We start from the raw sequence: 24,762 nt of genomic DNA on the forward strand, positions 1-24,762 counted from the left end.
CGTGCAGCCGTCTACGCAGCTGGCGGCGGGAAGGGCTCAGGATCGGCGAAGCGTCGCACCACGTTGGCCGTGATGCGTGCGACGTCGTTGTCGTAGCCGTCGCGGGCCAGCGCACCGAACCACGAGATCGAACCCACCGAGAACACCGCCCCGCCGTTGGGTGTTTCGTAGAACACCATGTCGGCGCGCACCATGGGATCGGGCGTCGGGAAGTCCACCGAGCCTTCGAACTCTTCCTTGGTGCGCAGCATGCCGGGTCCGAACGTGGTGGCCGAGGCCAGCATCACGGCGTGTTCGGGCGATCCCAGTCGCACGTCGTAGCGATCCAGCTCCTGGCCGGCGGCACCGCCGCCGAGCCCCGACGTGCCGATGCGCTCGCCGGGCACACCTTCGAGGATCCACGCTGCCCTCGAGCCGTCCACCGCGGGATCGCGGACGAAGTAGGTGGCCTTGTCGAATCCCTGCGCGGCGAAGCCGATGCCGCAGATCTCGTTGGGCGCCCGCCCCTGGCGCCGCCACATCCCGCCGTACTCGCCCCCCCAGGCGTGATAGCTCTCCCCCGGCCCGGTCTGCCAGTTGCGCACGCCGTCCTCGGCCCGACGCAGCTCCATGGCACCTGGCCAGTCATCGCTGAAGGCCACCCTCCAGTAGAAGCCGTTGCCGCCCAGGTACATGAGCCGCCCGCCGTTGCGCTGCCAGTCGGCCAGTGCGTCCAGCATGGCGGTCGACCAGTACTCGGGGTGGCTGCCGGTCACCAGCACGCGGTACGGCGCGATGGCGTCGACACCCTCGACATGCAGGTCCTCGTCGGTGACGATGTCGTGGCCGATTTCGAGATGCGCCAGGAAAGCGTTGATATCGGTGTCGGGCGTGAAGTTCCAGCCGTCGGCGCCGGGGCGCAGATTCAGCACGGGCCGGCGGCGCGAGCTGAACATGACGCCGCTGCGGTCCGGGTGCTTCTCGTAGTGGCTGAGGCCGATCTCAGGGTGGTCCCGGATGTACGCATGCTCGGGACGCAGGCGAGCCTTGGTCGGGATGAAATCGGCGCCTTCGAACAGCATCCGGTGATTGGCGTAGGCCATATAGGTGGCGGTCGGCATCAGCAATGCGACATCGGCCGTGCGTGCGCCGCGCGCCGGACGCACGAAGAACGGCACGCGGTCCTCGCCCGCATCGCCACGCACCCGGAAGGCGTAGATCCCGCTCGGCAGGTCCTCCGGCAACGTCGCCTCAACCGTGGTCTCCCACCCGGCGTCGTACAGATCGTCGTGATGGAAATGGACGGCGTCGAAGTGTTCCCGATTGTCGATCCAACGATGATCTGAGCCGTCCCATGCCGGGCCGCTGACCGCACGTGTCGGCAGCTGGTGCAGCACCATCGGCCCGCATGCAGGATCGTCGGCTGGCACTGTCCGTCCGGCCATGTCGACGGAGAGATCCCACGACACGGTGGCGCTGTCGACCCGGAACGTGGGGCGCGCCAGCCGTCCGTCGAAGCGTTCGCCTGCAGGCCCCGCTGCGAGGCACAGCTCGGTCGGAGCGAGATCGCCCGCGTTGACCGGCGTCGTGCCGCTTGCCGCGCCGCCGGTGCCGTGCCGGAACACGTCGTCGTGTGGCACGCCGGCCAGCTCTGCCTCCAGTTTCGAGACCGTCAGGTCGCTCAGCCGGCTTTCCTCCACCGCATCGCGCCCCGGAGAATCGGAGACCGCGGTAGTCACCGCTGCGCTCAGGGTTCCCGAGTCGAGATCCAGTTCGGCATCGAGCAGGTACCACCGATTGCGGGTGAGCGGCAGATCGTCCACCACAACCCGGACTTCGTCGCCGAGCGCCGACGTCGAGGCGACGGCGCGACCTGCGGTGAGATCCAGGCGCAGCGCCTCGATCGCCGCTGAGTCCGCTGGTGCGCCTGCGGTGTGCGCGCACAGGGTCGCTATGCGCGCCGGCCGATCTGGCAGCGTTGGCATCACCCACACTCGGAGACCGAGACGGCGCGCACTCGGTACGTCATCCAACGCTGCAACGCCGTACGAGCCCGGTGTGAGCGGCTGCTCGTCGAGGGCCACCGACCAGCTCCCGGCCGCGGGAGCAGGGCGCTCGTCGAAGCCAGGTCCATAGCGGGTCGGGTCGCCGCAGACAATCTGCGTGATGTCGACGTCGGCCGGTCCGGGCTGGTGCGATGAGGCCATCAGCCGGATCGACTCGCCCGCACGCAGTGTCCACGGTTCGCAGTACCCGGTGATCTGCTTAGGGGGATCGGGATCAGTATCGGCAGGGCCGGGCGCGTTCGCGCGAGCCGCGGGTGATTCAGTCATGAGATTGCTTGTTCAGCAGGCTCGGCTGCTTGCGGAGCTCAGCGCTGTGACCTGAACGTGTCGTAGTCGGTCACGGGCATGCCGTCGGCCCGCCAGCCGCCGAAGCCGGTCTCGACATGGCTGACCTTGCCTACGCCCATGTCCTGCATGGTGTCCGCAGACAGGGCTGAACGGGCGCCACCGGCGCAGCACAGGATGAATTCCCGGTCCTCCAGGAACTCCTGCTTGGTGTAGGGCGAGTCGGGCGAGACCCAGAACTCGAGCATGCCCCGGGGGGTGTGCATCGAACCGGGGATGGCCCCGTCTCGCTGGAGCTCACGCACGTCTCGTATGTCCACGATCAACGCGCCCTCTTCGGTGACACGACGGTGGGCCTCCGCCGGCGAGATGTTGTCGATACGGGTCTTGGCCTCGGCGACCATCTCGTTGACTGACTTGACGCCCATCGGTTCCTCCTGGTGGCGCTGGATTCCCTGCCCGGTCGACCGTCGCACCGCCCGGAGCGGGTCGACCGGTCTCCGTGCCCGCAGTCTCACCGACGCGAGCGCCGGAGTCCACTCGATGCCCGGTTCAGCCCCTAGCGACTGCGAACGCTGGCACACTTGCGGCGGTGACAGCGCCGCTCCGGACGCCGCCAGGCCGCTTCTGTCTAGGCATCGACACCGGCGGCACGTTCACCGACGCCGTCGTGTACGACCACGACACCGACCGGGTCATGGCCGCGGCCAAGACGCCGACGCGGCACGAAGACCTCTACGGCTGCGTGATCGAGGCGATGACGAGCGTGCTGGCAGGCGGCCGGGGCGCTTCGGCCGACGCCGTCAGGGCGGCCGACATCGGGCTTGTGGCGGTTTCTACGACGCTGGCCACCAACGCGCTGGTCGAGGGCGCCGGGAGACCCGCCGCGCTCGTGGCCATCGGCTTCGAAGCTGAGACACTGGCTCGTGTCGGGCTGCGCACCGGCACTGGTGCGACGCCGGGCGTGCAAGACAGCACTTCCCCCGCCGATGGCGGGCTCGATCGACTGACCGGCAGCCTCGTGTCGGCGCCGGTCGTGATCGTTGGCGGTGGCCACGGCGCTCACGGTGACGAACGCGACCCGCTCGATCTCGACGAGCTCGCTCGTGAGCTCGACCGCATCGATACGTCGGTCGAGGCATATGCCGTCGCGGCACAGTTCAGCGTCCGCAATGCCGCCCACGAGCTTCAGGCTCGAGAAGCGATTCGCGAACGCACCGGAAAGCCGGTGACCTGCAGCCACGAACTGTCCCCACGGCTCGGCGGTCCTCGCCGGGCGGTGACGACGCTGCTCAACGCACAGCTCATCTCGATTACGGCCCGCTTCACCGGGGCGATCCGAGCAGCAATGGAATCGCTCCAGCTCGACGCCCGCCTCATGGTGGTCCGGGGAGACGGCTCCCTCGTCTCGGCCGATTTCGTGACTCAGCGACCGATCGAAACCGTGCTGTCGGGGCCAGCGGCCAGCGTCATCGGTGCGCGTCACCTCGCGAGATCCTCAATGGCTGGGCAGGAAACGCTCGACGCTGGCAGTTTGGTGGTCGACATCGGCGGCACCACCACCGACATTGCGGCGATTCGCAGCGGCGCCGCCGTTGCAGCCGACGGCAGCGACGGTGCCGACACGGCCACGGTGGGCGGTCACGCCACGATGGTCACTGCACTGCCGACCGTGACAGTGGGCCTCGGCGGTGACAGCGAGATCCGGATCCCGGCTGATGGGAGCCGCGGCGAACTCGCTGTCGGACCGCGCCGGGTGGTGCCCCTGTGCGTCGCCGCCCAGCGACATCCCGATGTGGTGCTGCCGATGCTGCAACGGCAGCTAGAGGCCGAGCGTCCGCTTGCCGAGTTCGGGCAGGTGCTGCTGCGCGCAGCAACCGGGGCATCAGCCGAGGAAGCAAACAGTCGCACAGGCCAGAACAGCCTCGACAGCGAGATCATGCGACTCGTCGACGGCGCCGACGGTGCACTTCCGCTGGAGAACCTCAAGCGGTCGGCTCGGTGGCGCGGCGCCCTTGAGCGACTCGAACGCAGCGGCCGCGTGCGGCGCGCCGCACTGACACCGACCGACGCCTGCGTTGTGCTCGGCTTGATCGATGCTGGGGCCGGGGCCCGAGCGGCCCGTGAGCCCGACTCCCTTGGGCATGGGGAACAAGAGCAGAGCGCACCGTGGGATGCGGCAGCCGCCCAGACCGGTGCCGAGCTGTTCAGCCGACAGCGCGATCGCTATGGCGTTGACGTTGGCACTGGCGCGGTCGATCTCTGTCGACGGGTCATGCACGTCGCGCTGCGCAGCGCCACCGAAGCACTGCTCAGCGTCGCGCTCGGTGCAGACGGGATAGCCCCTGCCGAAACCAGGCGGCAGCTTGCACAGACCGCCCTCGACCGCCGGCGTCGGGAGCTGGAGAGAACTGGCGCTGATCTGCCCGGCGACGCCGCTGACGAGCGTCGGGCCGACCCGCTGTGGGGTTTGCTCGAATCCAGCGAATCAGCGAGCGTCCCGGTCACCGCGGATGCATCCCCGACTCGGCCGGATCGCGTTCCGCTTGCGCGAGTCGACGCCGGTGTCGGGGTTCCCATCGTTGCCATCGGCGCCCCGGCCGCCACCTACGCGCCGCTCGTCGCCGCACTGCTCGGCGCTGTGCCCATCGTTCCGGACCATGCCGAGGTGGCGAACGCTGTCGGCGCAGCGGTCGCCCGGGTGAGGATCACCAAACAGATCACGGTGACCGCACCGCGGCGCGGCAGCTACCGGGCCCACTGGGGCGACGACCCGCCGATCTGGCACAGTCTCGACGACGCCCGCGAGTGGGCGACGGCCCAAGCATCTGCGGCCGCCCAGGCGGAGGCTGCCGCTGCGGGCGCCAGCGACGCTGCCGTCACCGTCGACTGGGAGACACGCACCGCTCCGAGCAACGGCCGCGAACTCTTCGTGGAAGCGACGCTGCGCGTGACCGCTACCGGCCAACCCCTGCAGCAGTAACCGGCCGCGCAACTGGGGCACTCAAGCCTGGGGTGGGGCGGAAGCGTGAACCAGCCTGCCCTCGGTGCGGCAGGCGGTCTCGAGCGTGCTGAGCCGCTCTACATCGGGAATGGGGCGTGCCGTGACGGGGTCGTCAGCGAATGCTGCCTCCAGTGCTGCAGCAACCCCCAGCAACCGCCGGTCGCTGTAGCTCGGGCCGACGATCTGCAGGCCGAAGGGTGTGCCCTGGCCGTCCAATCCGCACGGCAGCGCCGTGGTGGGGTGGCCCACGACCGTGAGGGCAGCCGACAGCCCCAGCCACGCCATGTAGTTGCGCACGGGCTGACCGTCGATCTCGGCGGGATACAGCTGATGCCAATCGAAGGGCGGCACGCTCACCCCCGGGCAGATCAGCACGTCGATGGTGTCGAACAGCGCATCGGTGGCCCGGAACAGCTCCACCTGGCGCCGCCGGGCCTTGGCGATGTCGAGCACCGTGGTGCTCAGCGCTTCGTCGTAGGTGGCGCGGATGTTCGGGTTGAAGCCGCCGTCAGGTCCCGCAGCATCGGGATCGAACTTGTGGATGCTGCGGTGGTAGTTGGTGGCGAAGATGTCCGACCGGAGCTGCCAGTCGACGTCCAGCGCATCGCTCAGGTCGATGTCGGCCTCCTCGACTGAGCCCACGATCCCGACCAGCCGTTCGACGCGGTCAGCAAAGACAGTCCGCACGGATTCCGAAACCAGCAGCCCGCCGAGGTCGGCGCTCACGCCGACCCGCAGCGATGCCGCATCTTCCGCCGGCAGATCGGCGAAGGCAGCGGCATCAAGTGGGAAGGCCATGGGGTCGCGCCGGGCATCGCGATCGCGGCCCGCGATCACCGACAGCAGCATCGCCGCGTCGGCGACGGTGCGGGCCATCGGTCCCGACACGCTGTAGTTGGTGCGACCGATGGTGCGCTCGTCGTGGGCCACGGTGCCGGGCGTGGACCGGTGGGCGACAACGCCGCAATACGAGGCCGGGATGCGCAGGCTGCCGCCATGGTCCGACCCCGTGGCAAGCGGTGCCATGCCGCACGACAGCGCAACCGCTGAGCCGCCGGAGCTGCCGCCGCAGGTCAGCGACGGGTTGAACGGGTTGCCGGTGGCGCCGAACAGCCGGTTGACCGTGTTGGCGCCGATGCTCAGCTCGGGTGTGTTCGTCTTGCCGATGATGACCGCCCCGGCCGCCCTGACACGCGCCACGATGCCGTCGTCGGCCTCGGGCACGTTGCTTGCGAACGGCACGGCGCCGTAGGTAGTGGTCAGCCCGGCCGTGGCCTGGATGTCCTTGATCGCCACCGGCAGGCCCGCCAGTGGGCCGAGAGGCTCGCCCCGGGCGCGGGCATCATCAATCGCCTGCGCCGTCGACTTCGCAGTGTCGTCGTCGCGAACGACGAGCGCGTTCAGGGCGCCATCAGTCGCATCGGCCCGCTGCAGGCACGACTCCAGCAGCTCCACGGATGACAGCTCGCCGGCCGCCATCAGCAGTCGTGCCTGCGTCGCGGTGAGATCGCACGGCTCGGCCATGCCCGGAGCGTGGCACATCGCCACACCTCAGGCTGCGCTGGACCGGTGTCAGTAGTCTCTCCGGCGATGAGCAGCACCGATGGGCTGAACTCGAACGGCCGCAGGCCGGACGTGCGTGACGTCGTCGTCGTCGGCGCCGGGTTCGCCGGCATGTACTCGCTCCACAAGCTGCGCGAGCTCGGATTCGACGTGGCCGTCGTTGAGCGAGCCGACGACATGGGCGGCACCTGGTACTGGAACCGCTACCCGGGCGCCCGGTGCGATGTCGAGTCGATGCAGTACTCCTACTCGTTCGATCCCGAACTCGAACAGGAATGGGAATGGTCAGAGCGCTACTCGGGCCAACCCGAGATCCTGCGCTACGCCAATCACGTCGCCGACAGGTACGACCTGCGGCGAGACATCCACTTCGAGACGACGGTCGAACGCGTCGACTGGGACGATGATGCCCACCACTGGCGCCTGCAGACCGATCGGGGCCTCTACCGGGCGCGCTTCGTGGTGATGGCCACCGGCTGCCTGTCCACCACGAACATGCCCTACTTCGAGGGCGCAGAGACCTTCGCCGGGCCGACGTACCACACCGGCAATTGGCCGCACGAAGGCGTCGATTTCTCCGGCACATCGGTGGCCGTGATCGGCACGGGCTCGTCGGCGGTGCAAGCGATCCCGGTCATCGCTGCGGAGTGCCGGGAGCTGACGGTGTTCCAGCGCACGCCGAACTACTCGGTCCCGGCGCGCAACGAGCCGCTCGACCCTGACGAGCAGGCTCGCTGGAAGTCCAACTATCGCGACATGCGGGCCAAGATGCTCGAGCAGAACGCCGCGATGGTGCAGCGACTGCCCGACGGTGAAGAACTCGCAAAGGAAGCAGAGGCGGAGGAGTTCTACGAACGCATGCAGGAACGGTGGGACGTGGGCGGCTTCACCTTCTACCGGGCGTACGGCGATATCGCCTTGGACGCCGAATCGAACGATCGGGTGGCCCAATTCGTGCGCGACAAGATCGGCGAGGTCGTCGATGACCCTGAGGTGGCGGCGAAGCTCACCCCGCACAACACCATCGCCTGCAAGCGCCCGTGTCTCGACACCAACTACTACGAGACGTTCAACCAGCCGCACGTGCAGCTGGTGGACGTGTCGGAGAATCCCATCGAGCGCATCTCGCCAGCCGGGGTGGTGGTCGACGGCCGGGAGTACCCAGTCGATGCGATCGTGTACGCCACCGGCTTCGATGCGATGACCGGAACGCTGCTGCGCATGAACATCACCGGTCGCGGCGGCGTGCGGCTGGCCGATCACTGGGACGCCGGCCCGCGCACCTACCTCGGCTTGGGTGTAGCGGGCTTCCCGAACATGTTCACCGTGTCCGGGCCCGGCAGCCCGTCGGTGCTGACCAACATGATCCCGTCCATCGAGCAGCACCTCGACTGGATCTCGCGATGCTTGGTCGAACTTCGCGAGCGCGGCACCGCCACCATCGAGCCCGAGCCCGATGCGGAGGCCTACTGGGTCGACTACGTCAATGCCGTCGCCGACCTGACGCTGTATCCCACGTGCAACTCGTGGTACCTCGGGGCCAACATCCCCGGCAAGACCCGGGTGTTCATGCCGCTGCCGGGTTTCCCGCCCTATGTCGAGGTGTGCGAGGACGTGGCGTCCGACAACTACCGCGGCTTCGCCCTGGCTTGATCACGCGACTTCCAGCGGAGGCCTGCTGATGAGATTCACGCCCACCGAACTGACCGGTCCTGAGCTCGACCTCCAATCCGAGGTCCGCGAGTTCCTGGCGGCCGAGTTGCCGCCCGGCGCCCACGAGCCGTGCCTGGGCATGGCCGCCGATCACGACCGGGAGTTCTCGGCCAAGATGGCCGCCCGGGGCTGGGTGGGCATGGCGCTGCCTTCACGCTGGGGCGGCTCAGACCGCACCGCCGTGCAGCGCTTCATCGTGGTGGAGGAGATGCTGCGCTGGGGCGCACCGGTGGGGCACCACTGGGTGGCCGACCGCCAGACCGGCAACGTGATCCTCAAGTTCGGCAGCGACGAGCAGCGCGAGCGGTTCCTGCCGCCGATCTGCCGGGGCGAGCTGGGCTTCTCGATCGGCATGAGCGAACCCGACAGCGGTTCGGACCTTGCCTCGGTGTCGACCCGAGCCGAACGCGCCGACGACGGGTGGGTGGTGAACGGCACCAAGATCTGGACGTCGAACGCACACATGAACGACTGGTTCATCTGCCTGCTGCGAACCGCCCCGATGGAAGACGGCAACAAGCACGCGGGCCTGTCGCAGTTCCTGATCGACCTGCAATCGCCGGGTCTCGAGATCAGCCCGATCCCATTCCTGGACGGCAGCCACCACTTCAACGAGGTGACGTTCCACGACGTGTTCGTGCCCGATGTCAACGTGGTGGGCCAGCCGGGGATGGGCTGGCACCAGAACACAACTGAGATGGCCTACGAGCGAGGCGGTCCCGACCGCTGGCTGTCGCCGTTCTCGACGGTGGAGCAGCTGCTGCGCGAGGCGGCGGGCACGCCGATGGAAGATGCGGTGTCGGATCTGTTCGGCGAGCTGGCGGCTCGCTGGTGGGGCATCCGGAACCTGTCGCTGTCGGTGGCACGGCTGATCGACGAGGGCGAGGCGCCGTCAGTGGAGTCGGCGCTGGTGAAGGAGATGGGGACTCGCTACGAGCAGGAGGTCGTCGAGAAACTGGTGCAGCTCATCGACGAGGAGTACTCGCCCGAATCCGAATCGCTGTTCGAACGGTTGCTGGCGCAGTGCGTGGTGACGTTCCCCGGCAACACGATCCGGGGCGGCACCATCGAGATCCTGCGCTCGGTCGCCTCGAAGGGACTCCAGGGGCTGCCGGCATGACCGTCACGACCGCCCCCGAGCCGGTCGTGGTCGACGAGTTGATCACCGAGACGGCCGACCGGCTGTTCGGCGAGCTGTGCACACACGAAGCAGTGCAGGCCGCAGAAGACAGCGGCGGCGCACCCGACATCTGGGAGGCGTTCTGCGAGACCGGTTTCGACCTGATCGCGGTGCCCGAAGAGGCAGGCGGATCGGGCGGCACGCTCGCAGAGGCCATCGAGGTGCTGCGGCTCGTCGGCTACCACTCGGCACCGATCCCGGCTGCCGAGAACGGCATCCTCGGCGGCTGGCTGCTGGCCGAGGCCGGCCTCGAGCGCCCCGATGGCCTGGTCACGGTCGTCCCGCCGCGTATCGGAAGCGGGCTGCGGATGGGCAGCGGCGAGCAACCAGCGGGCACAGATGATTCCGCTGGTGGCGGCGCAGCCAGATGCCTGACCGGTACGAGCGCCGGCGATTGCACCGTCGAGATCGGCGACGACGGCAGTGCCCACCTCAGCGGCACGGCGGAGCGGGTGCCGTGGGCACGCAGCGCCGCGGCGATCGTGTGTGTCTGCGAATGCGACGGCACATCGATGGTCGTGTCGGTTCCAGCATCGGGTTGCACGATCACGCCGCTGCCGAACATGGCGGGCGAGCCCCGCGACACCGTCAATTTCGATGGCGCTACCGGACGAGCGGCACCCGCACCCGACGGCGTCGACGCTGGCGCGCTGGCGCAGCGCGGCGCGCTGTCGCGCGTCGCGCTGATGGCCGGAGCGATCGAGAAGATGTGCCAGCTCACGGTCAGTTACACCAACGAGCGGGTCCAGTTCGGCCGACCGGTGGCGCGCTTCCAAGCGGTCCAGCAGCACCTGGTCTGGGCAGCGCAGGACGCAGCACTGGTGCGCATGGCTGCCGAGGTTGCCGCCCGCGAGGCCACGCGGGGCGATGCGCCGTTCGAGATCGCTGCGGCCAAGCTCGTCGCCAACCAGGCGGCGGCCCGGGCAACCAAGGCCTGCCACCAAGCGCATGGCGCCATGGGCATGACCCAGGAGTACCCGCTGCACCACTTCAGCCGACGACTGTGGAGCTGGCGCAAGGAATACGGCTCCGACGCCCACTGGTCGGCCGTGCTCGGCGAGATGGCCACCGGCGTCGGCGCCGACGGCCTCTACCCCCTCATCACCAGCGGCACCGCCGCCTTGGGCTGAGCGGAGCGCTCCGGGGGCGGCGCATCTACGCTCGCCGCATGGATGAGAGCACCTTTGACGAATTCGGCGAGTACGGGGATGTCTCGGTCAAGCTGAGCGATGACCACGTGGCGGTCGTGGAGATTCACCGGCCACCGAATAACTTCTTCGATCTGGAGCTCATCGACGGGCTCGTTGCCGCGTTCGGCGATCTCGACGAGGAGGACGGCTGCCGCGCCAGCGTGCTGTGCTCGGAGGGCAAGAACTTCTGCGCGGGCGCCCAGTTCGGCTCCGACGGGCGGCGGGGTGGCGAGATCACCGCTACCAACGCCGACGGCAGCCCCCGCCACCTCTACGACGCAGCCTTCGACCTGTTCTCCAAGCGCAAGCCGGTGGTCGGCGCCATCCAGGGCGCAGCGGTCGGCGGCGGCCTGGGCGTGGCCTGCTTCCCGGACTTCCGCATCGCAGCGCCAGAGGCCCGCTTCACGGCCAACTTCGCCCGACTCGGGTTCCACCACGGCTTCGGCCTGACGGTGACGCTGCCTCTGCTGGTCGGCAACCAGCAGGCATTGGACTTGCTCTACACCGGCCGGCGCGTGAAGGGCGACGAAGCCGTCGAGATGGGGCTGGCCGACAAGCTGGTGCCGCTCGACGACCTGCGTCGGGCTGCCTACGACTTCGCCTGCGAGATCGCCGGTTCGGCACCGCTGGCCGTCGAGTCGATCCGCTACACCATGCGCGGCCACCTGGCCGATGCCATCAAGGTGGCCACCGACAACGAGAAGGCCGAGCAGGATCGTCTCCGTACCACCAACGACTGGCGCGAGGGCGTGAGCGCCATGAACGAACGCCGGAAGCCCGACTTCACCCGCAGCTGATGCCGAACGTCGAGGACATCCGGGCGGCTCTCGACGGGCTGCTCGAACGCCGCACTGACCAGACGCGCCTGACGTCGATGGGGGCCGGCAGCGACGACCTCGACGACGGCCGGGCCTACTTGGCGGCGACCGTTGACGGCGGCTGGCATGTGCCGACCTGGCCCTCCGCCCATGGCGGCCGCGATGCCTCGGTGGCGGAGAACCAGCTCATCGGCTCGGTGCTGCGTGAGTACGTCGTGCCCGACCTGTACCCGTTTGCCATCGGGCTCGGCATGGTGGGCCCTGCCCTGCTGGCGCACGGCACCGCAGAGCAGCAGGAGCGCTGGCTGCGACCGATCGCTTCGGGCGCCGAGATCTGGTGCCAGATGTTCTCCGAGCCCGAGGCGGGCTCAGATCTTGCGAACGTGGCGCTGAGCGCCGAGCGGGACGGCGACGTGTGGCGGCTCGGCGGCCAGAAGACCTGGACCAGCCGAGCGATGTGGTCGAAGTGGGCCATCTGCCTGGCCCGCACCGCCCCAGAACAGCCCAAGCACAAGGGCCTCACGATGTTCGTGATCGCCATGGATGCACCCGGCGTCGACGTGCGACCGCTGCGGCAGATGAACAACGACGCCCACTTCAGCGAGGTGTTCGTGGACGGCGCTGTGGTGTCCGATGCTTGGCGGGTCGGCGATGTGGGCGAGGGTTGGCGGGTGGCCATGACGATCCTCTCGCACGAACGGGCAGGCGCCGGCAGCCGCGGCGGTGGCGACGGCGCGAAACGTGGCTCTCGCGTGCCCACGTGGATCGCCGATCTGGCCGCGCTCGGCGCGCTCGATGACAAGGTGAGGCGGGACGAGGCCATGTCGATCTACTCCGCCGACATGGCGTCGCGCTGGACCGCCCAGCGGGCAGCGGACGAGGCCCGCTCCGGTGGCAGTCCAGGGCCGGCCGGCAGCGGTGCAAAGCTGAGGACGGTGTCGTCGTACAAGCGACGCGCCTATCTGGCGAATCGCGCCGCGGGAGCCGCAGGCATGCTCGAAGACGGCCCTGGCTACATCGAGACGGTGACGGCACCCTCGATGTCGATTCGGGGCGGCACCGACGAGATCCAGCGCAACATCCTGGGAGAGCGGGTGCTCGGCCTGCCCGGCGAGCCCCGCCTCGACCGTGATGTGCCTTGGCGCGAATCCCGCAAGGGATTGCTGTGACCTTGGCGCGAATCCCGCAAGGGATTGCTGTGAACTGGCGCGAGTCCCGAAAGGGATTGCTGTGACCAGCGGCATCTCCGCGCCCACCACCTATGGCGAGGTCATGTTCCTCGAGCAGCACGGCCCCGATACCTACGTGGGCGTCAGCCCCGAATACATGTGGGGCCGCATCTACGGCGGGCAGGTCATCGCCCAGGGACTGTGGGCGGCGTTCCAGACCGTCGATGAAGCATTCGTGCCGCATTCCGTGCACGCCTACTTCATCCGCGGGGGCACGCTCGACGAGCCGGTCCGCTACGAGGTGGACCGCCTGCGCAACGGCCGCTCGTTCTGCACCCGGGCCGTCGTGGCCCGCCAGAGCGGCGGCGCCATCTTGAACCTGTCGTGCTCGTTCCATGTGGCCGAGCAGGACGCCGAGGTGCAGACAGCACGCATCCCCCTCGCCCCCGACCCGCAGGACTGCCGCAACATCGACGAAGAACGGTGGCCGTGGATCATGGAGCGCCGCCCGCTGCCGAGCCATCCGGGGGCGGGCCAATCGATGGGCTGGGTGCGCATCATCGATCCCATCGACGACGACCCCCGGCTGCACATCTGCGGGCTGGCGTTCACCTCCGATGCCATCCAGTTCAACGCCGCCCGCTCGCTGCACCCGCTGCAGGTGACCCGCGAGCAGTACCAGGAGTCGTTCATGGGGGCGTCACTGGATCACGCGATGTGGTTCCACCGCCCGATGCGCGCCGATGAGTGGCACCTGTACCAATTCGACTGCCACGGTCTCACCAGTGCACGAGGCATGACGGTGGGCAACCTGTTCGCTCCCGACGGCAGCCACGTCGCGACGATCGCCCAAGAAGTGCTGCTCCGCGAGCGCCGACCCCAGAGCTAGCAGAACCAGACGCCGCGGGCGCCGCTAGGCGCAGCAGGCGTCGTCAGCGTGACTCTCGCGCTCCACGCCATCGCCACGTCGTGACAGCACCACGTTGTTCATGACCTCGGCGTCGCCCTGCTTCACGTACCACTCCCAGTCGATGCCGTGCGGATCGGTGGCCCAGGTCTCGACCTTTTCGGCGTAGCAGCACATGGTCTCGTCGATGGTGGAGGTGGTGAGACCGGCCTCGACCATGCGGGCATGAGCCTGTTCCACCTCGCTGGCCGAGGTGGTCTCGACCCCGAGATGGTTGATGGTGCCCCCGTTGCCGGGATTCTCGAACAGCACCAGCTTCAGCGGCGGCTCGTCAATAGCGAAGTTGGCGTACCCGTCGCGCCGCTTGGCCGGTTCGGCGCCGAAGAGCCGCGAGTAGTAGTCGACTGCCTCGTCGATGTCGTCCACATTGAGTGCCAGCTGCAACCTCATGGGTTCACACTACGGCGAGCACCCTGTGCCGCAAAGGACGATCCCGGACATCTGAACTCGCCTGCCGCTAGCGATCTAAGGTGCCCCGCTGTGACTCCGCCACAACAGCTCAACCCCGACCAGCTCGCGGCCGCAGACGCCCTGACCGCGTACTTCGCCGATGGAGGCGAGGCGCCGGTCGAGGCGTTCGCCGACTTGGGCTTCGAGGACGGGCTTGCCATCCAGTGCGAGATGCAGCAACGAGCTGTCGCGAGCGGCGCGGTGCACGTCGGCTGGAAGGTCGGGCTCACGTCGGACCGGGCCCGCACGACGGTGGGCATCGACGACCGGCCATTCGGGCACGTCAACCGGGTGCTCGCTTCGCCCGCCGATCTGCCGTCGGCAGAGATCCGCAAGGTGAGCATCGAGCCCGAGATGTGCTTCGTGATCGGTGAGCGCATTGCCGGCGACGATGTCGACCCGGCCTCGGTGCCCGCCCGGATCGCGCAGGTGTGCGCCGGCTACGAGGTCAACGAAGCACGGGTGGCCGTGGGCGGAAACCTCGCCATGCTCGTCGCCGACAACCTGACGAACTGGGCCATCGTGCGAGGCTCGGGTGTTGACGCGCCGCCGGCATCCGAGCTCGACCACTGCGTGGTGACGGTGTCATGCGACGGCGAGGAACAGTTCAGCTGTACCGCCGCCGACGAGGTCGACAATCCCTACCTGTCGATTGCCCGGCTCGCAGCCACGCTGCACCGGCACGGCATGGCGCTCGAGCCGGGCCAGAGCGTGATCACCGGCGCTTATGCCCGCTTCCGGGCCGAACCCGGCCAACGCTGGGTGACCAGCTACAGCGGCATCGGAGATGTGGAGGCGACGATCTCATGAACACCGATCCCATGAACTCTGGACCGCCAGGCCCGACCATCCTCGACGTGCCCGACGGGCCGCTCAACGTGCTCGTCACCAAGACACTCACGCTGCCCGATGTCAGCCCCGCCGACGAGGCGGCCATTCGCGACGCGGCCGGGCCTGACGCCGTTGTGAACATCGTGGACCGGCCCCGAGACGGAGTTCCGCTGGCCGGCGAGGCACAGGTGATCCTCGGCATCGTGCCGGAGTGGCTGTTCGACGCAGCTCCGAACCTGCGCTGGATCCATGCGACGGCATCGGGCGTCGACATGTTCATGTACCCCAAGTTCCTCGCCAGCGATGTGGTGCTCACCGGCGAGAAGGGACTGGTCGGCAGCCATCTGGCCGACCACGCGTTCGGTCTGCTGCTGGCGCTCGTCAGGCGCATCGCAACCGCGGTCAAGCTGGGCCCCGAGGGCTGGGACAATGATCTGCGCGAGCAGATGCGCTATAGCGAGCTGGAGCTCGAAGGCCTCACGATGGGCATCTTGGGGTTCGGCGGCACAGGCCGGCACATTGCCCGCCGCGCAGCCGCGTTCGGCATGGAAGTGCAGGCCATGGACCTGTACCCGGTGCCGCCCGGCGAGGGCGTCGAGACGGTCGGCGGGCCCGAGTCGCTGCGGGACGTCGTGGCCACCAGCGACGTGCTGGCTGTTGGGCTGCCGCTCACCGCTGACACCCGGGCGATGTTCGACGACGAGATGCTCGCCCTGATGCCCGACGGCGCCATCCTGCTGAACGTGACCCGCGGGGAGATCATCGACGGCCCATCGCTGGAGCGAGCGCTGGCCGACGGCCGGATCGGCGGTGCCGCCCTCGATGTCGCCCCGGTCGAGCCGCTGCCCGCTGACAGCCCGCTGTGGGGGTTTGACAATTGCGTCATGACGCCCCACACGGCCGGGGCGAGCCAGCACCGCGCACGACGCAATCTGGAGCGCTTCTGCCGCAACCTCGTCGCCCTGCGCGAGGGCCGCTCGCTCGAAGGCGTCGTGGACAAGCAGACCGGCTTCTGACGACCCGAAGCGCAAGAAGCAGAGCCGATAGCTGCGGCCAGCACTGCAATAGATCTGTCACAGAAAATCCGACTGGACAGGTCGGGTTTTACCGGTACAGTGCTGCGCGCTCGGCAATCCCGCCGGGTCAGGCACAGCCCGCCTTATGGGGCGTAAGAAATGGAGCTCGACATGAGCGAAACACCCACAGACCCACTCGCCGAGTTGGGATTCGAAACACGAATGATCCACGCGGGCCAAGCGCCAGATAGCGCCACCAACGCCCGCGCGGTGCCGATTTACCAGACCACGTCGTTCACCTTCGACAGCTCCGAGCATGCTCAGAACCTGTTCGGGCTGGCGGAGATCGGCAACATCTACACCCGGATCATGAACCCGACCCAGCACGTGCTCGAAGAGCGCATCAGTGCGCTCGAGGGCGGCGTGCGTACTGCGGTCGGGCTTCCGGGAGCGTTGGCGGTGGCCTCGGGCCAAGCGGCCGAGACCCTGGCGGTGCTCAACCTGGCGGAGGCAGGCGACCACATCGTGGCGAGCCCGTCGCTGTACGGAGGCACATACAACCTGTTCCACTACACGCTGCCGAAGATGGGCATCGAGGTCTCCTTCGTGGAAGACCCCGACGACATCGATTCGTGGCGCGGCGCAGTGCGCGACAACACCAAGGCGTTCTACGGCGAGACCATCGGCAATCCGAAGAACGACATCTTGGACTTCGAGGCGGTCGCGGATGCGGCGCACAGCGTGAACGTTCCGCTGGTCGTGGACAACACGGTGCCCTCGCCCTACCTGTGCCAGCCACTGGCACACGGGGCCGACATCGTGGTCCACTCGGCGACGAAGTTCATCGGCGGCCATGGGACGTCGATCGGCGGTCTCATCGTCGACGGCGGCACGTTCGACTTCGGGGCGTCTGGACGGCACCCGATGTTCACCGAGCCCGATCCCAGCTATCACGGGCTGGCCTACTGGCCTGCTCTGGGTGCCGGATCGTTCATCCTCAAAGCCAGGGTGCAACTGCTGCGTGACATCGGCGCTGCGGTTTCGCCGATGAACGCCTTCTTGTTCCTGCAGGGAATCGAGACGCTGTCGCTGCGCATGGAGCGGCATGTGGCCAATGCCGTGGCGGTGGCCGACTATCTCGAAGGCCATCCGCAGGTCGACTGGGTGCTCTATGCGGGGCTGGAGTCGAGCCCGTACAACGAGCGGGCACGCAAGTACCTGCCCAAGGGCGCCGGCTCGGTGCTGGCTTTCGGCATCGACGGCGGCATCAAGGCGGGTCAGAAGTTCGTGGAGAGCCTCCGGCTGCACAGCCACGTCGCCAACATCGGCGACGTGCGCAGCTTGGCGATCCACCCGGCGAGCACCACGCACAGCCAGCTGACACCGCAAGAGCAATCCGACACCGGCGTCGAGCCGAACCTGGTTCGGCTGTCGGTCGGCATCGAGACCATCGACGACATCGTCGCCGACCTCGATACCGGCTTCGAGGCTGCTCGCAGCATCTGACGCCAAGCAGGCCGGCGACCGATGCCGGCCGGCACAACTAGCTGACGGCGCCGGCGTCGCGCAGGGCGGCAATCTCGTCGGGTTCCAGCCCGAACTGGGCCAGGATCTCGTCGGTGTGCTCGCCCTGCGCGGGGCTGGGCCGCCGGATGTCACCGGGCACCCCGTCGATCTGGGTGGCGTTGCGCACGATGCGGATGTCGCCCATCACCGGGTGATGCACCGGCGCGGCCATGCCCAGGTGCTGAACCTGCGGGTCGGCGAAGGCTTCGGCCACGGTGTTGACGCGCCCGCACGGGATGCCCACAGCGTTGAGGCGCTGCACCCATTCGTCGCAGCCTGCGGTGGCGAGCCGCTCGCCGATGAGTTTGTTCAGATCGGTCCGATTGGCAGAGCGCAGTTTGACCGATGAGAACCGCTCGTCGTCAGGCAGATCGGGCCGGCCGATCTCGACGCAGAACGCGCGCCACAACCGCCCGCCGGGCGCTGCGATGTTGATGTGGCCGTCGGCGGCCTCGTAGGTGCCCATCGGGATCATCGTGGGGTGGTCGTTGCCGGCCTGCGGTGGGTCCTCCCCCGCCACCGTCCAGCGAGCCGCCTGGAAGTCGAGCATGCCGATCATCGACTCGAGCAGCGAGGTGTGCACCCAGCGACCCTCGCCGGTGCGGGATCGCTCGATGAGCGCCACCAGCACACCGATGGCGAGCTGCAGGCCGGCGGTCACGTCGCTGATCGCCACGCCGGCCCTCACAGGACCATGTCCCGGCAGCCCCGTCACCGCCATCATCCCACCGAGGCCCTGAGCGATCTGGTCGACACCGCCGCGAGTCGCGTACGGGCCGTCCTGGCCGAAACCCGAGATGGATCCCATCACCAGCGCGGGATTCACGGCGTGCAGGGTGTCCCAGTCGAATCCCAGCCGGTACTTGACAGTCGGTCGCAGGTTCTCGATCAGCACATCGGCTGCCCGAACAAGACGGTGCAGCAGTTCGCGACCCGACGGGTTCTTCAAGTCGATGACCAGCGAGCGCTTGTTGCGGTGGATGTTGAGGTGATCCGGCGATGCCTCCCGGCCTTCCTCGAAGCCGTCGGTAGGGGCGTCCACCCGGATGACGTCGGCGCCCCAGTCCGCGAGTTGCCGCACGGCCGTGGGGCCAGCGCGCGCAATGGTCAGATCGAGCACCGTGATGCCGGCGAGCGGCAGCTCAGCGGCATCCGGCAATGGCGGGGGATTCACCGGCTCACTGGTTCGCTGGGTCGGCCACCGAACCACGCACAAGCCTGCCGGGACGGGCGCCGGTGAACTCGCCGTCCGCCGACACTTCGGCTCCTGCCACAAACGTGTGCCGGTACCCCGTCGACCGCTGGATCAGGCGCTTGCCGCCGCTCGGCAAGTCGTACACCAGCTCCGGGCGCCCCACGCCGAGCGCATCGAAATCGACCACATTGAGGTCAGCCCGGTAGCCGGGTGCGAGCAGGCCGCGGTCGGCGAGGCCATAGGCGAGCGCGTTGGCGCGGGTCTGCTTCTGCACCAGGAACTCAAGCGGCAGGCCTTCGCCACGGTTGCGGTCTCGAGCCCAGTGGGTCAGCAGGTACGTCGGGTACGACGCATCGCAGATGGTGCCGACGTGTGCTCCCGCGTCGCCGATGCCGCAGATGGTGTGCGGGTCGGCCAGCATCTCGCGGATGACATCCAGGCTGCCGCCGGTGTAGTTCTCGAAGGGGTACAGGAGCAGGGCGTCGCCGTCGCCGTCTGAGAGCAGATCCAGCGCCTGCTCCCACGGGCTGACGCCCAGGTCTGCAGCCCGGGCTGCAACCGAAGCACGGGGATCGGGCTCATAGTCGGGCACGTCGCCGAGCTCGAAAGCACGGGTGAGCGCGTAGTCCATCCACTTGCTGAACCCGTCCAGCGGCCGATCTTCGATCAGGGCCCGACGCAGGCTCTCGTCGTCGCGCATGCGGGCGGCTCGCTGCGGAGTGGGCAGATGGGCGATCTGCCGGTAGGCCGGGTGATTGCCGAAGGGATTCACCGACACGTCGAGTCCGAGCATGACGCTGATCGGTCGACAGCCGACCTGCCCATTCGCAGCAATGCCCGCGGCGTTCGCGGCATGGATGTGATCCAAGGTTTCCCGCCACAGCTCCGGCGCATCGTCGACTTGCAGCAGCAGCACCGACAGCGGGCGGCCGGACAATTCGGCGGCCGCGCGCAGCGTTTCGAACTCGCCGGGGCCGAAGTCGGAGTTCACCTGCAGCACGCCGGCACCGGCCCGTCGCATCGCCCGCGCCACCGCGGCCAGTTCGGGATCCCCCGCCGACAGCGACGGCGTCAACCGGCCGTCCGCCGCCTTGTGCTTGGTGGTGCGGCTGGTGGTGAACCCGAGCGCCCCCGCGTCGAGTGCCTCGGTGACCAACTCGGTGATCCGGTCGAGCTCCTCGGCTGTCGGCACCTCGGCGTGGTCAGCGCCGCGCTCGCCCATCACAAAGAACCGCAGCGCTCCGTGGGGCAACTGGCTGCCGATGTCCATCACCCGGGGAGTCGACGCGAGCGCATCGAGATACTCCGGGTAGCTGGTCCAGCGAAAATCGATGCCTTCCGCGAGCACCGTGCCGGGAATGTCCTCCACTCCCTCCATCAAGTTGATGAGGTAGTCCTCGGTGCCCGGCTTCACCGGGGCGAAGCCAACGCCGCAGTTGCCGAAGATGGCGGTGGTCACCCCATGCCACGACGACGGCGTCATCTCGGGATCCCAGGTGGCCTGCCCGTCGTAGTGGGTGTGTATGTCCACCCAGCCCGGCAGCACGAGGTGTCCCTCGGCGTCGATCTCGCGGCGACCCCGGCCGGCCACCTCTCCCACTTCGGCGACCATCCCGTGGTCAATGGCGACATCGGCTGTACGCGGCGGGCCGCCGCTCCCGTCAACGACAGTCCCGTTGCGGATCACGACATCAGCCATGTGTGCGAGCGTACCGAGTGGCACCGAACCGGAACCGAGGTCGCACAGCAGACCGGAATGCCCGCTGCTGCGTCACCTCTCGCCGTCTGCCGCCCAATCCGCCGGCGGCATGCGCTCGTCACGGCGGCGGCCGATCAGAAAGCCCGTTCCCCACGACAGGTGCATGACGGCGAAGGCCACCGCTGCCCGCAAGTGATCACCGACGGAGGGAAGGCGCTGACGGAGCCGGGCTGCGGCCAGCGCGCACGCACCGAGATATGTGGCCGGCACGATTCCGCCGCGCGGGCGACCGCGCGCCAGCTCGAATGCAGACACCGCCAAGCCGACGACCAATGCAGGCGCTGCGAGCTGCCGCAGCCGCATCGAGCGTGGGTGTCGGTTGATCACCACACGCTTCCAGGCGCCGTACTCGAAGTACTGGCGCGCCAAACCAGCCCAGGTCGACCGGGGCTGGTACTCCACGACCAAGCTCGGGTCCAGCCACACCATGTGACCCTGCTCGCGCAGGCGCCAATTCAGCTCGTAGTCCTGGTTCCGCACCAACGACTCGTCGAATCCGCCCACAGAAGCGAGCACGGCAGCGTCGAACACGCCCAGGTACACCGTGTCGACGGGTCCTTCATCGCTCCCGTGCCGGAATACGGCCGGACCGCCTCCGAATGGCGACGACAGTGCTGCGGCAATCACCCGGCTCACGTCACCCTGGCCCACCGGCCGCTGCACGCCGCCGACATTCGCCGCGCCAGTGCGCCGCAACGTTGCGACGGCTCGCTCCACATAATCGGCCGGGAGTCTGGCCTGGGCGTCGACTCGCACAATGACCTCGCCGGCAGCAGCACCGATCGCCAGATTGAGACCCGACGACGTGGTGCCCGCCGGGTTCTGGATCACCTGCAGGGGCCGCGTGCAGTGGGCCGATGCAGCGACACTGCTGGTGTCGTCGGCGCTCGGTGCAACCGACACGATCACGTCGAGCTTTCCCCGATAGGTCTGGGCACTCACCGCGTCGAGGCATCCGGGCAGCTCAGCGGCGCAGTTGCGCGCCGGAATCACCACCGAGACGGAGGGCAGGTCACCGTTGCTGCTCACCGGGCGTCACGGCGAGCCATGACCACGAGGCTCTTCGCCATGATCTCCCAGTCGAGCACCGGCGACCAGTTGACGACGTACTGCAGGTCGTGACCGAGCTTGTAGCCGGGATCGGTCTGGTAGTGGCCCTGCGTCTGCGCGAGCCCCGTGATACCAGGCGGCACATCGTGGCGCCTGCCGTACCCAGCGATCTCGCGCTCGAGCCGGGCGACGAATTGCGGTCGTTCGGGCCGGGGTCCCACCAGCGACATCGCGCCGGTGAGCACATTCCACAGCTGCGGCAACTCATCGAGCCGGCTGCGGCGCAGCCAACCCATGCCGCTCACCACCCGGGGATCATTCGAGGCAGCCAGCACATGGCCGTTGGCCTCGGCATCGCGCGTCATCGTGCGGAACTTCAGCAGCACGAACGGCACGCCGCTGCGCCCCACACGTTCCTGTCGGTACAGCACGCCGCGGCCGCCCACGATCCTGACGTAGATGGCAACGGCGGCAGTGAGGGGCAGCGCAAACGGGGCGAGCAGCACCAAGTACGCCAGATCCAACAGCCGCTTGAAGCGCAGGCGACACACCGGCAGCGCATGGTTTCGGAGCGCTACGAACGGCATTCCCCCGATCTGCCGACTGCGCTGCAGGCCGAGCAGTGTGTCCGCCGGTGTGATGCGCCGGAAGACGCCGACATTGCGGAGCTCCAGTTCGCCGAGCGGCTCGGGATAGATGCTCTCCAACGGCTCGCCCGACAGGAGCAGCAGCTCGGTGACCTCGAGGCGATCTGCTTCACCGATGATCAGCGCAGGGTCGGTCAGGCTGCCCGCGACCACTGCGTCGGCCTCGGCGTCAGCGAGGTGCTCGGCAGCGGACTCGATGTCAGCAGCCGAACCCACCAGCAGCATGCGGGGCTTGCCGTACCGAAGCAGGCGCACGCGACGCGCACCCCAGCGGTTGAACGAGATCAGCACGGCACCCGCCACGGCGAGCACCACCAGGTTGCCCCTCGGCATCAGGTAGCGACCCGTCAGCAACGTGACCGTGGCGTCGCCGCCCACCGCCATGAATGTCAGGAGCATGGCGCGTGGCAGCCATGGCCGATGCCCCAACCGTTGCTCGAATTCGTAGAGCCCGCCGAAGTAATAGACGGTCATGTGCAACAAGGTGGCCACTCCGAAGCCGATCAGGTAGTGCGTCCGCGGGTATGTCGGCCAGTCGAGCCCGAAGCGCACCACTGTGATGGCCGCCATCAAGGCGAACAACGTCACGGCGTCGACGACGTAGAGGAACCGGAAGCCTCGCCGGCCCGACGGCACCGCGGATGAGTTCGCGGCTTCGCCAGCCCGCTCAGCCTGTTCGGCGATGTTCGGTGTGGTGTCCGGCAGTCGATGCCGCTCCTGGACCACCATCGGGCCGATACTACGCTGCGCCTCTCCCGACGGTGGGTGCGACGATCGGCATCGCAGCCCTCGCCGACGCGATCCGTCGATTGCTGCAGGGCCCCGCGGCAAAGCTCCGAGCGCCGCTGGGAGCAGCCGCGGCGGCAGTGACGCTGGTGACGCTGGCCTTCGTGGTGACGGGCTCGACGCGGGATTTCTATCTCGACAGCCCCGCCGATGCCGGGGCTGTTCTGGAACAGGCACAAGATGATCCACGAGTCGGCGAAGCGGAATTGGTGTGGTTCACGTCGGGCATCTGGACGCCGCGTTGGATCTCGTACTACCTCGACCTGCCGGTGTGGATGCTCGACGAGTCCATGCTCGGCCAAGTCGCTGCCACTGACGTGATCCTCGTGCGCAATGACCGGGTGCCCTCTTTCGTGCCCCCGAATCGATGGCCGCGCCGCTGGCCGCCGGTGAGGACTACACGCTGATCTCGGCGCAGGCACTCGCAAATCGCCAGTGATCGGCGAGCATCTGGCCCAGGTCTCGCTGCGCGCTCCAGCCGAGCTCAGCTTCGGCGCGACTGCAGTCGGCCCATGACTCGGCGATGTCGCCGGGCCGGCGGCCCACGATCTCGCAGGGGATCGGCCGACCGGTGACAGCCTCGGTCGCGGCCACCAACTCTCGCACCGTGGTGCCGGCCCCGGTACCGAGATTGAACACGCGGCTGCGGCGCGTGCCGAGGTCGGCATCGAGCGCCGCCACATGCCCTTCAGCCAGGTCCGTCACGTGGACGAAGTCGCGCACGGCTGTGCCATCGCGAGTGTCGTAGTCATTGCCGAAGATCTGCAACCGGCTGAGGGCACCCAGCGCCACCCGCATGACCGCTGGAACGAGATTCTGGCCAGCAGTGATCGGCTGCTCGCCGATACGTCCCGAGGGGTGCGCACCTACCGGGTTGAAGTAGCGCAAGATGACGGCCTGCATGGCCGAGGATGCCGCCGTGTCGGCGAGGATGCGCTCGCACATCAGCTTGGTGGTGCCGTACGGGCTCTGGGGTGCAGCAGGCGTCTCCTCGCTGACCGGCAGCTGCTCGGGCGTTCCGTACACCACTGCCGACGAGCTGAAGACGAAGCGATCAATGCCACGCTCCACCGCGATCTCGGCCAGACACAGCGTTGAGAGAAGGTTGTTCCGGTAGTACCGCAGCGGATCGGCAAACGACTCCGGAACGCTCTTGTGCGCTGCGAAGTGCACGATCGAATCGAAGTCGTGTTCATCGCAGAGCTCGCGGACGGCGGCGCGATCCGCCGCGTCGCCTTCGACGACAGCCAGATCCGGCGTCGTCAGCAGGCGGAGCTCGCCAACCGCGCCGCGCCGGGCGTTGGAGAAATCATCCAGTACGACGACATCGCGCCCAGCCGCATGCAGAGCAGCCACCGTGTGGCTCCCGACGTATCCGGCGCCACCGGAGACGAGCGTCGTCATGTGGGCAGTGTGCCACCCTCCCACGACAGGCGACCGGTATGGTGAATATTCGGTCGGATGGCCGCGGTGGCCCTGCTGCACACATCGAGGAGCAGACCTTTGGAGCACGTCCGCGAACCGTTCG

At 68.2% G+C, this 24,762-nt stretch carries 20 protein-coding genes; 11 read left to right on the plus strand and 9 right to left on the minus strand.

What is annotated here, in order from left to right:
* Positions 1-11: 11 nt before the first annotated feature.
* Positions 12-2,312 (minus strand): N,N-dimethylformamidase beta subunit family domain-containing protein, encoded by a 2,301-nt coding sequence (locus ACOQPE_RS15405; protein ID WP_420609759.1) that lies wholly within the window; start codon positions 2,310-2,312, stop codon positions 12-14.
* Positions 2,313-2,350: 38 nt separating this feature from the next.
* Positions 2,351-2,758, minus strand: coding sequence for a rhodanese-like domain-containing protein (locus tag ACOQPE_RS15410; protein ID WP_419916009.1), 408 nt, complete (start codon positions 2,756-2,758; stop codon positions 2,351-2,353).
* Between the two features lie 164 nt (positions 2,759-2,922).
* On the opposite strand from ACOQPE_RS15410, the gene ACOQPE_RS15415 reads away from it, so the two are divergent.
* Complete coding sequence (locus tag ACOQPE_RS15415; RefSeq protein ID WP_420609760.1) at positions 2,923-5,313, plus strand: hydantoinase/oxoprolinase N-terminal domain-containing protein; 2,391 nt, start codon at positions 2,923-2,925, stop codon at positions 5,311-5,313.
* Between the two features lie 21 nt (positions 5,314-5,334).
* Here ACOQPE_RS15415 and ACOQPE_RS15420 read toward each other — a convergent pair whose 3' ends face one another.
* Positions 5,335-6,858, minus strand: a complete 1,524-nt coding sequence (locus ACOQPE_RS15420) for an amidase (RefSeq protein WP_420609761.1) — start codon at positions 6,856-6,858, stop codon at positions 5,335-5,337.
* Positions 6,859-6,924: 66 nt separating this feature from the next.
* On the opposite strand from ACOQPE_RS15420, the gene ACOQPE_RS15425 reads away from it, so the two are divergent.
* The 6 genes from ACOQPE_RS15425 to ACOQPE_RS15450 all read left to right on the plus strand — a co-directional run bounded on the left by ACOQPE_RS15425 (position 6,925) and on the right by ACOQPE_RS15450 (position 13,856).
* Positions 6,925-8,550 (plus strand): flavin-containing monooxygenase, encoded by a 1,626-nt coding sequence (locus ACOQPE_RS15425; RefSeq protein WP_420609762.1) that lies wholly within the window; start codon positions 6,925-6,927, stop codon positions 8,548-8,550.
* A gap of 28 nt (positions 8,551-8,578) precedes the next feature.
* Positions 8,579-9,730 carry an acyl-CoA dehydrogenase family protein gene (locus ACOQPE_RS15430; RefSeq protein ID WP_420609763.1) on the plus strand — a complete coding sequence of 384 codons (1,152 nt, stop codon included), beginning with the start codon at positions 8,579-8,581 and terminating at the stop codon, positions 9,728-9,730.
* Positions 9,727-10,920: an acyl-CoA dehydrogenase family protein gene (locus tag ACOQPE_RS15435; protein WP_420609764.1), complete on the plus strand. Its 1,194-nt coding sequence runs from the start codon at positions 9,727-9,729 to the stop codon at positions 10,918-10,920. The genes ACOQPE_RS15430 and ACOQPE_RS15435 overlap by 4 nt, the downstream gene beginning before the upstream one ends.
* A 38-nt stretch (positions 10,921-10,958) precedes the next feature.
* A complete protein-coding gene (locus tag ACOQPE_RS15440) occupies positions 10,959-11,777 on the plus strand; it encodes an enoyl-CoA hydratase/isomerase family protein (protein ID WP_420609765.1) in 819 nt (272 codons plus the stop codon).
* The gene (locus ACOQPE_RS15445; RefSeq protein ID WP_420609766.1) at positions 11,777-12,967 is read left to right on the plus strand and encodes an acyl-CoA dehydrogenase family protein; all 1,191 of its coding nucleotides are present in this window, start codon (positions 11,777-11,779) and stop codon (positions 12,965-12,967) included. The genes ACOQPE_RS15440 and ACOQPE_RS15445 overlap by 1 nt, the downstream gene beginning before the upstream one ends.
* 61 nt (positions 12,968-13,028) lie before the next feature.
* The gene (locus ACOQPE_RS15450; RefSeq protein ID WP_420609767.1) at positions 13,029-13,856 is read left to right on the plus strand and encodes an acyl-CoA thioesterase; all 828 of its coding nucleotides are present in this window, start codon (positions 13,029-13,031) and stop codon (positions 13,854-13,856) included.
* Between the two features lie 24 nt (positions 13,857-13,880).
* Here the strand turns inward: ACOQPE_RS15450 and ACOQPE_RS15455 are convergent, their stop codons facing one another.
* Complete coding sequence (locus tag ACOQPE_RS15455; protein ID WP_420609768.1) at positions 13,881-14,324, minus strand: ArsI/CadI family heavy metal resistance metalloenzyme; 444 nt, start codon at positions 14,322-14,324, stop codon at positions 13,881-13,883.
* 90 nt (positions 14,325-14,414) lie between these two features.
* On the opposite strand from ACOQPE_RS15455, the gene ACOQPE_RS15460 reads away from it, so the two are divergent.
* The 3 genes from ACOQPE_RS15460 to ACOQPE_RS15470 all read left to right on the plus strand — a co-directional run bounded on the left by ACOQPE_RS15460 (position 14,415) and on the right by ACOQPE_RS15470 (position 17,737).
* Complete coding sequence (locus tag ACOQPE_RS15460) at positions 14,415-15,194, plus strand: 2-keto-4-pentenoate hydratase (RefSeq protein ID WP_420609769.1); 780 nt, start codon at positions 14,415-14,417, stop codon at positions 15,192-15,194.
* Positions 15,191-16,231 (plus strand): D-2-hydroxyacid dehydrogenase, encoded by a 1,041-nt coding sequence (locus ACOQPE_RS15465; RefSeq protein ID WP_420609770.1) that lies wholly within the window; start codon positions 15,191-15,193, stop codon positions 16,229-16,231. The genes ACOQPE_RS15460 and ACOQPE_RS15465 overlap by 4 nt, the downstream gene beginning before the upstream one ends.
* A 171-nt stretch (positions 16,232-16,402) precedes the next feature.
* Positions 16,403-17,737 carry a bifunctional o-acetylhomoserine/o-acetylserine sulfhydrylase gene (locus ACOQPE_RS15470; RefSeq protein ID WP_420609771.1) on the plus strand — a complete coding sequence of 445 codons (1,335 nt, stop codon included), beginning with the start codon at positions 16,403-16,405 and terminating at the stop codon, positions 17,735-17,737.
* A gap of 37 nt (positions 17,738-17,774) precedes the next feature.
* Here the strand turns inward: ACOQPE_RS15470 and ACOQPE_RS15475 are convergent, their stop codons facing one another.
* From ACOQPE_RS15475 to ACOQPE_RS15490, 4 genes are all read right to left on the minus strand, one after another.
* Positions 17,775-18,971, minus strand: coding sequence for a CaiB/BaiF CoA transferase family protein (locus tag ACOQPE_RS15475; protein WP_420609772.1), 1,197 nt, complete (start codon positions 18,969-18,971; stop codon positions 17,775-17,777).
* Positions 18,972-18,975: 4 nt separating this feature from the next.
* Complete coding sequence (locus ACOQPE_RS15480) at positions 18,976-20,691, minus strand: N-acyl-D-amino-acid deacylase family protein (protein WP_420609773.1); 1,716 nt, start codon at positions 20,689-20,691, stop codon at positions 18,976-18,978.
* Between the two features lie 72 nt (positions 20,692-20,763).
* The gene (locus tag ACOQPE_RS15485) at positions 20,764-21,780 is read right to left on the minus strand and encodes a glycosyltransferase family 2 protein (RefSeq protein ID WP_420609774.1); all 1,017 of its coding nucleotides are present in this window, start codon (positions 21,778-21,780) and stop codon (positions 20,764-20,766) included.
* Positions 21,777-23,177 (minus strand): sugar transferase, encoded by a 1,401-nt coding sequence (locus ACOQPE_RS15490; protein ID WP_420609775.1) that lies wholly within the window; start codon positions 23,175-23,177, stop codon positions 21,777-21,779. Before ACOQPE_RS15490 ends, ACOQPE_RS15485 begins: the two co-directional genes overlap by 4 nt.
* Before the next feature lie 32 nt (positions 23,178-23,209).
* Here ACOQPE_RS15490 and ACOQPE_RS15495 point away from each other — a divergent pair, with 32 nt between their 5' ends.
* The gene (locus tag ACOQPE_RS15495; protein WP_420609776.1) at positions 23,210-23,641 is read left to right on the plus strand and encodes a hypothetical protein; all 432 of its coding nucleotides are present in this window, start codon (positions 23,210-23,212) and stop codon (positions 23,639-23,641) included.
* Here ACOQPE_RS15495 and galE read toward each other — a convergent pair.
* Positions 23,631-24,638, minus strand: a complete 1,008-nt coding sequence (gene galE / locus ACOQPE_RS15500) for a UDP-glucose 4-epimerase GalE (protein WP_420609777.1) — start codon at positions 24,636-24,638, stop codon at positions 23,631-23,633. The two genes, ACOQPE_RS15495 and galE, sit on opposite strands and share 11 nt — an antisense overlap.
* Positions 24,639-24,762: the final 124 nt, after the last annotated feature.

Source organism: Candidatus Poriferisodalis sp. (assembly GCF_965219595.1).
Classification (GTDB): domain Bacteria; phylum Actinomycetota; class Acidimicrobiia; order Acidimicrobiales; family Poriferisodalaceae; genus Poriferisodalis.

What these genes read in the sequence shown, in the direction of transcription:
- ACOQPE_RS15490 (WP_420609775.1), bottom strand. Translation starts at nt 23,177, where the DNA reads ATGGTGGTCCAGGAGCGGCATCGACTGCCGGACACCACACCGAACATC.
- galE (WP_420609777.1), bottom strand. Translation starts at nt 24,638, where the DNA reads ATGACGACGCTCGTCTCCGGTGGCGCCGGATACGTCGGGAGCCACACG.
- ACOQPE_RS15455 (WP_420609768.1), bottom strand. Translation starts at nt 14,324, where the DNA reads ATGAGGTTGCAGCTGGCACTCAATGTGGACGACATCGACGAGGCAGTC.
- ACOQPE_RS15410 (WP_419916009.1), bottom strand. Translation starts at nt 2,758, where the DNA reads ATGGGCGTCAAGTCAGTCAACGAGATGGTCGCCGAGGCCAAGACCCGT.
- ACOQPE_RS15480 (WP_420609773.1), bottom strand. Translation starts at nt 20,691, where the DNA reads ATGGCTGATGTCGTGATCCGCAACGGGACTGTCGTTGACGGGAGCGGC.
- ACOQPE_RS15420 (WP_420609761.1), bottom strand. Translation starts at nt 6,858, where the DNA reads ATGGCCGAGCCGTGCGATCTCACCGCGACGCAGGCACGACTGCTGATG.
- ACOQPE_RS15405 (WP_420609759.1), bottom strand. Translation starts at nt 2,312, where the DNA reads ATGACTGAATCACCCGCGGCTCGCGCGAACGCGCCCGGCCCTGCCGAT.
- ACOQPE_RS15430 (WP_420609763.1), top strand. Translation starts at nt 8,579, where the DNA reads ATGAGATTCACGCCCACCGAACTGACCGGTCCTGAGCTCGACCTCCAA.
- ACOQPE_RS15440 (WP_420609765.1), top strand. Translation starts at nt 10,959, where the DNA reads ATGGATGAGAGCACCTTTGACGAATTCGGCGAGTACGGGGATGTCTCG.
- ACOQPE_RS15445 (WP_420609766.1), top strand. Translation starts at nt 11,777, where the DNA reads ATGCCGAACGTCGAGGACATCCGGGCGGCTCTCGACGGGCTGCTCGAA.
- ACOQPE_RS15435 (WP_420609764.1), top strand. Translation starts at nt 9,727, where the DNA reads ATGACCGTCACGACCGCCCCCGAGCCGGTCGTGGTCGACGAGTTGATC.
- ACOQPE_RS15425 (WP_420609762.1), top strand. Translation starts at nt 6,925, where the DNA reads ATGAGCAGCACCGATGGGCTGAACTCGAACGGCCGCAGGCCGGACGTG.
- ACOQPE_RS15465 (WP_420609770.1), top strand. Translation starts at nt 15,191, where the DNA reads ATGAACACCGATCCCATGAACTCTGGACCGCCAGGCCCGACCATCCTC.
- ACOQPE_RS15470 (WP_420609771.1), top strand. Translation starts at nt 16,403, where the DNA reads ATGAGCGAAACACCCACAGACCCACTCGCCGAGTTGGGATTCGAAACA.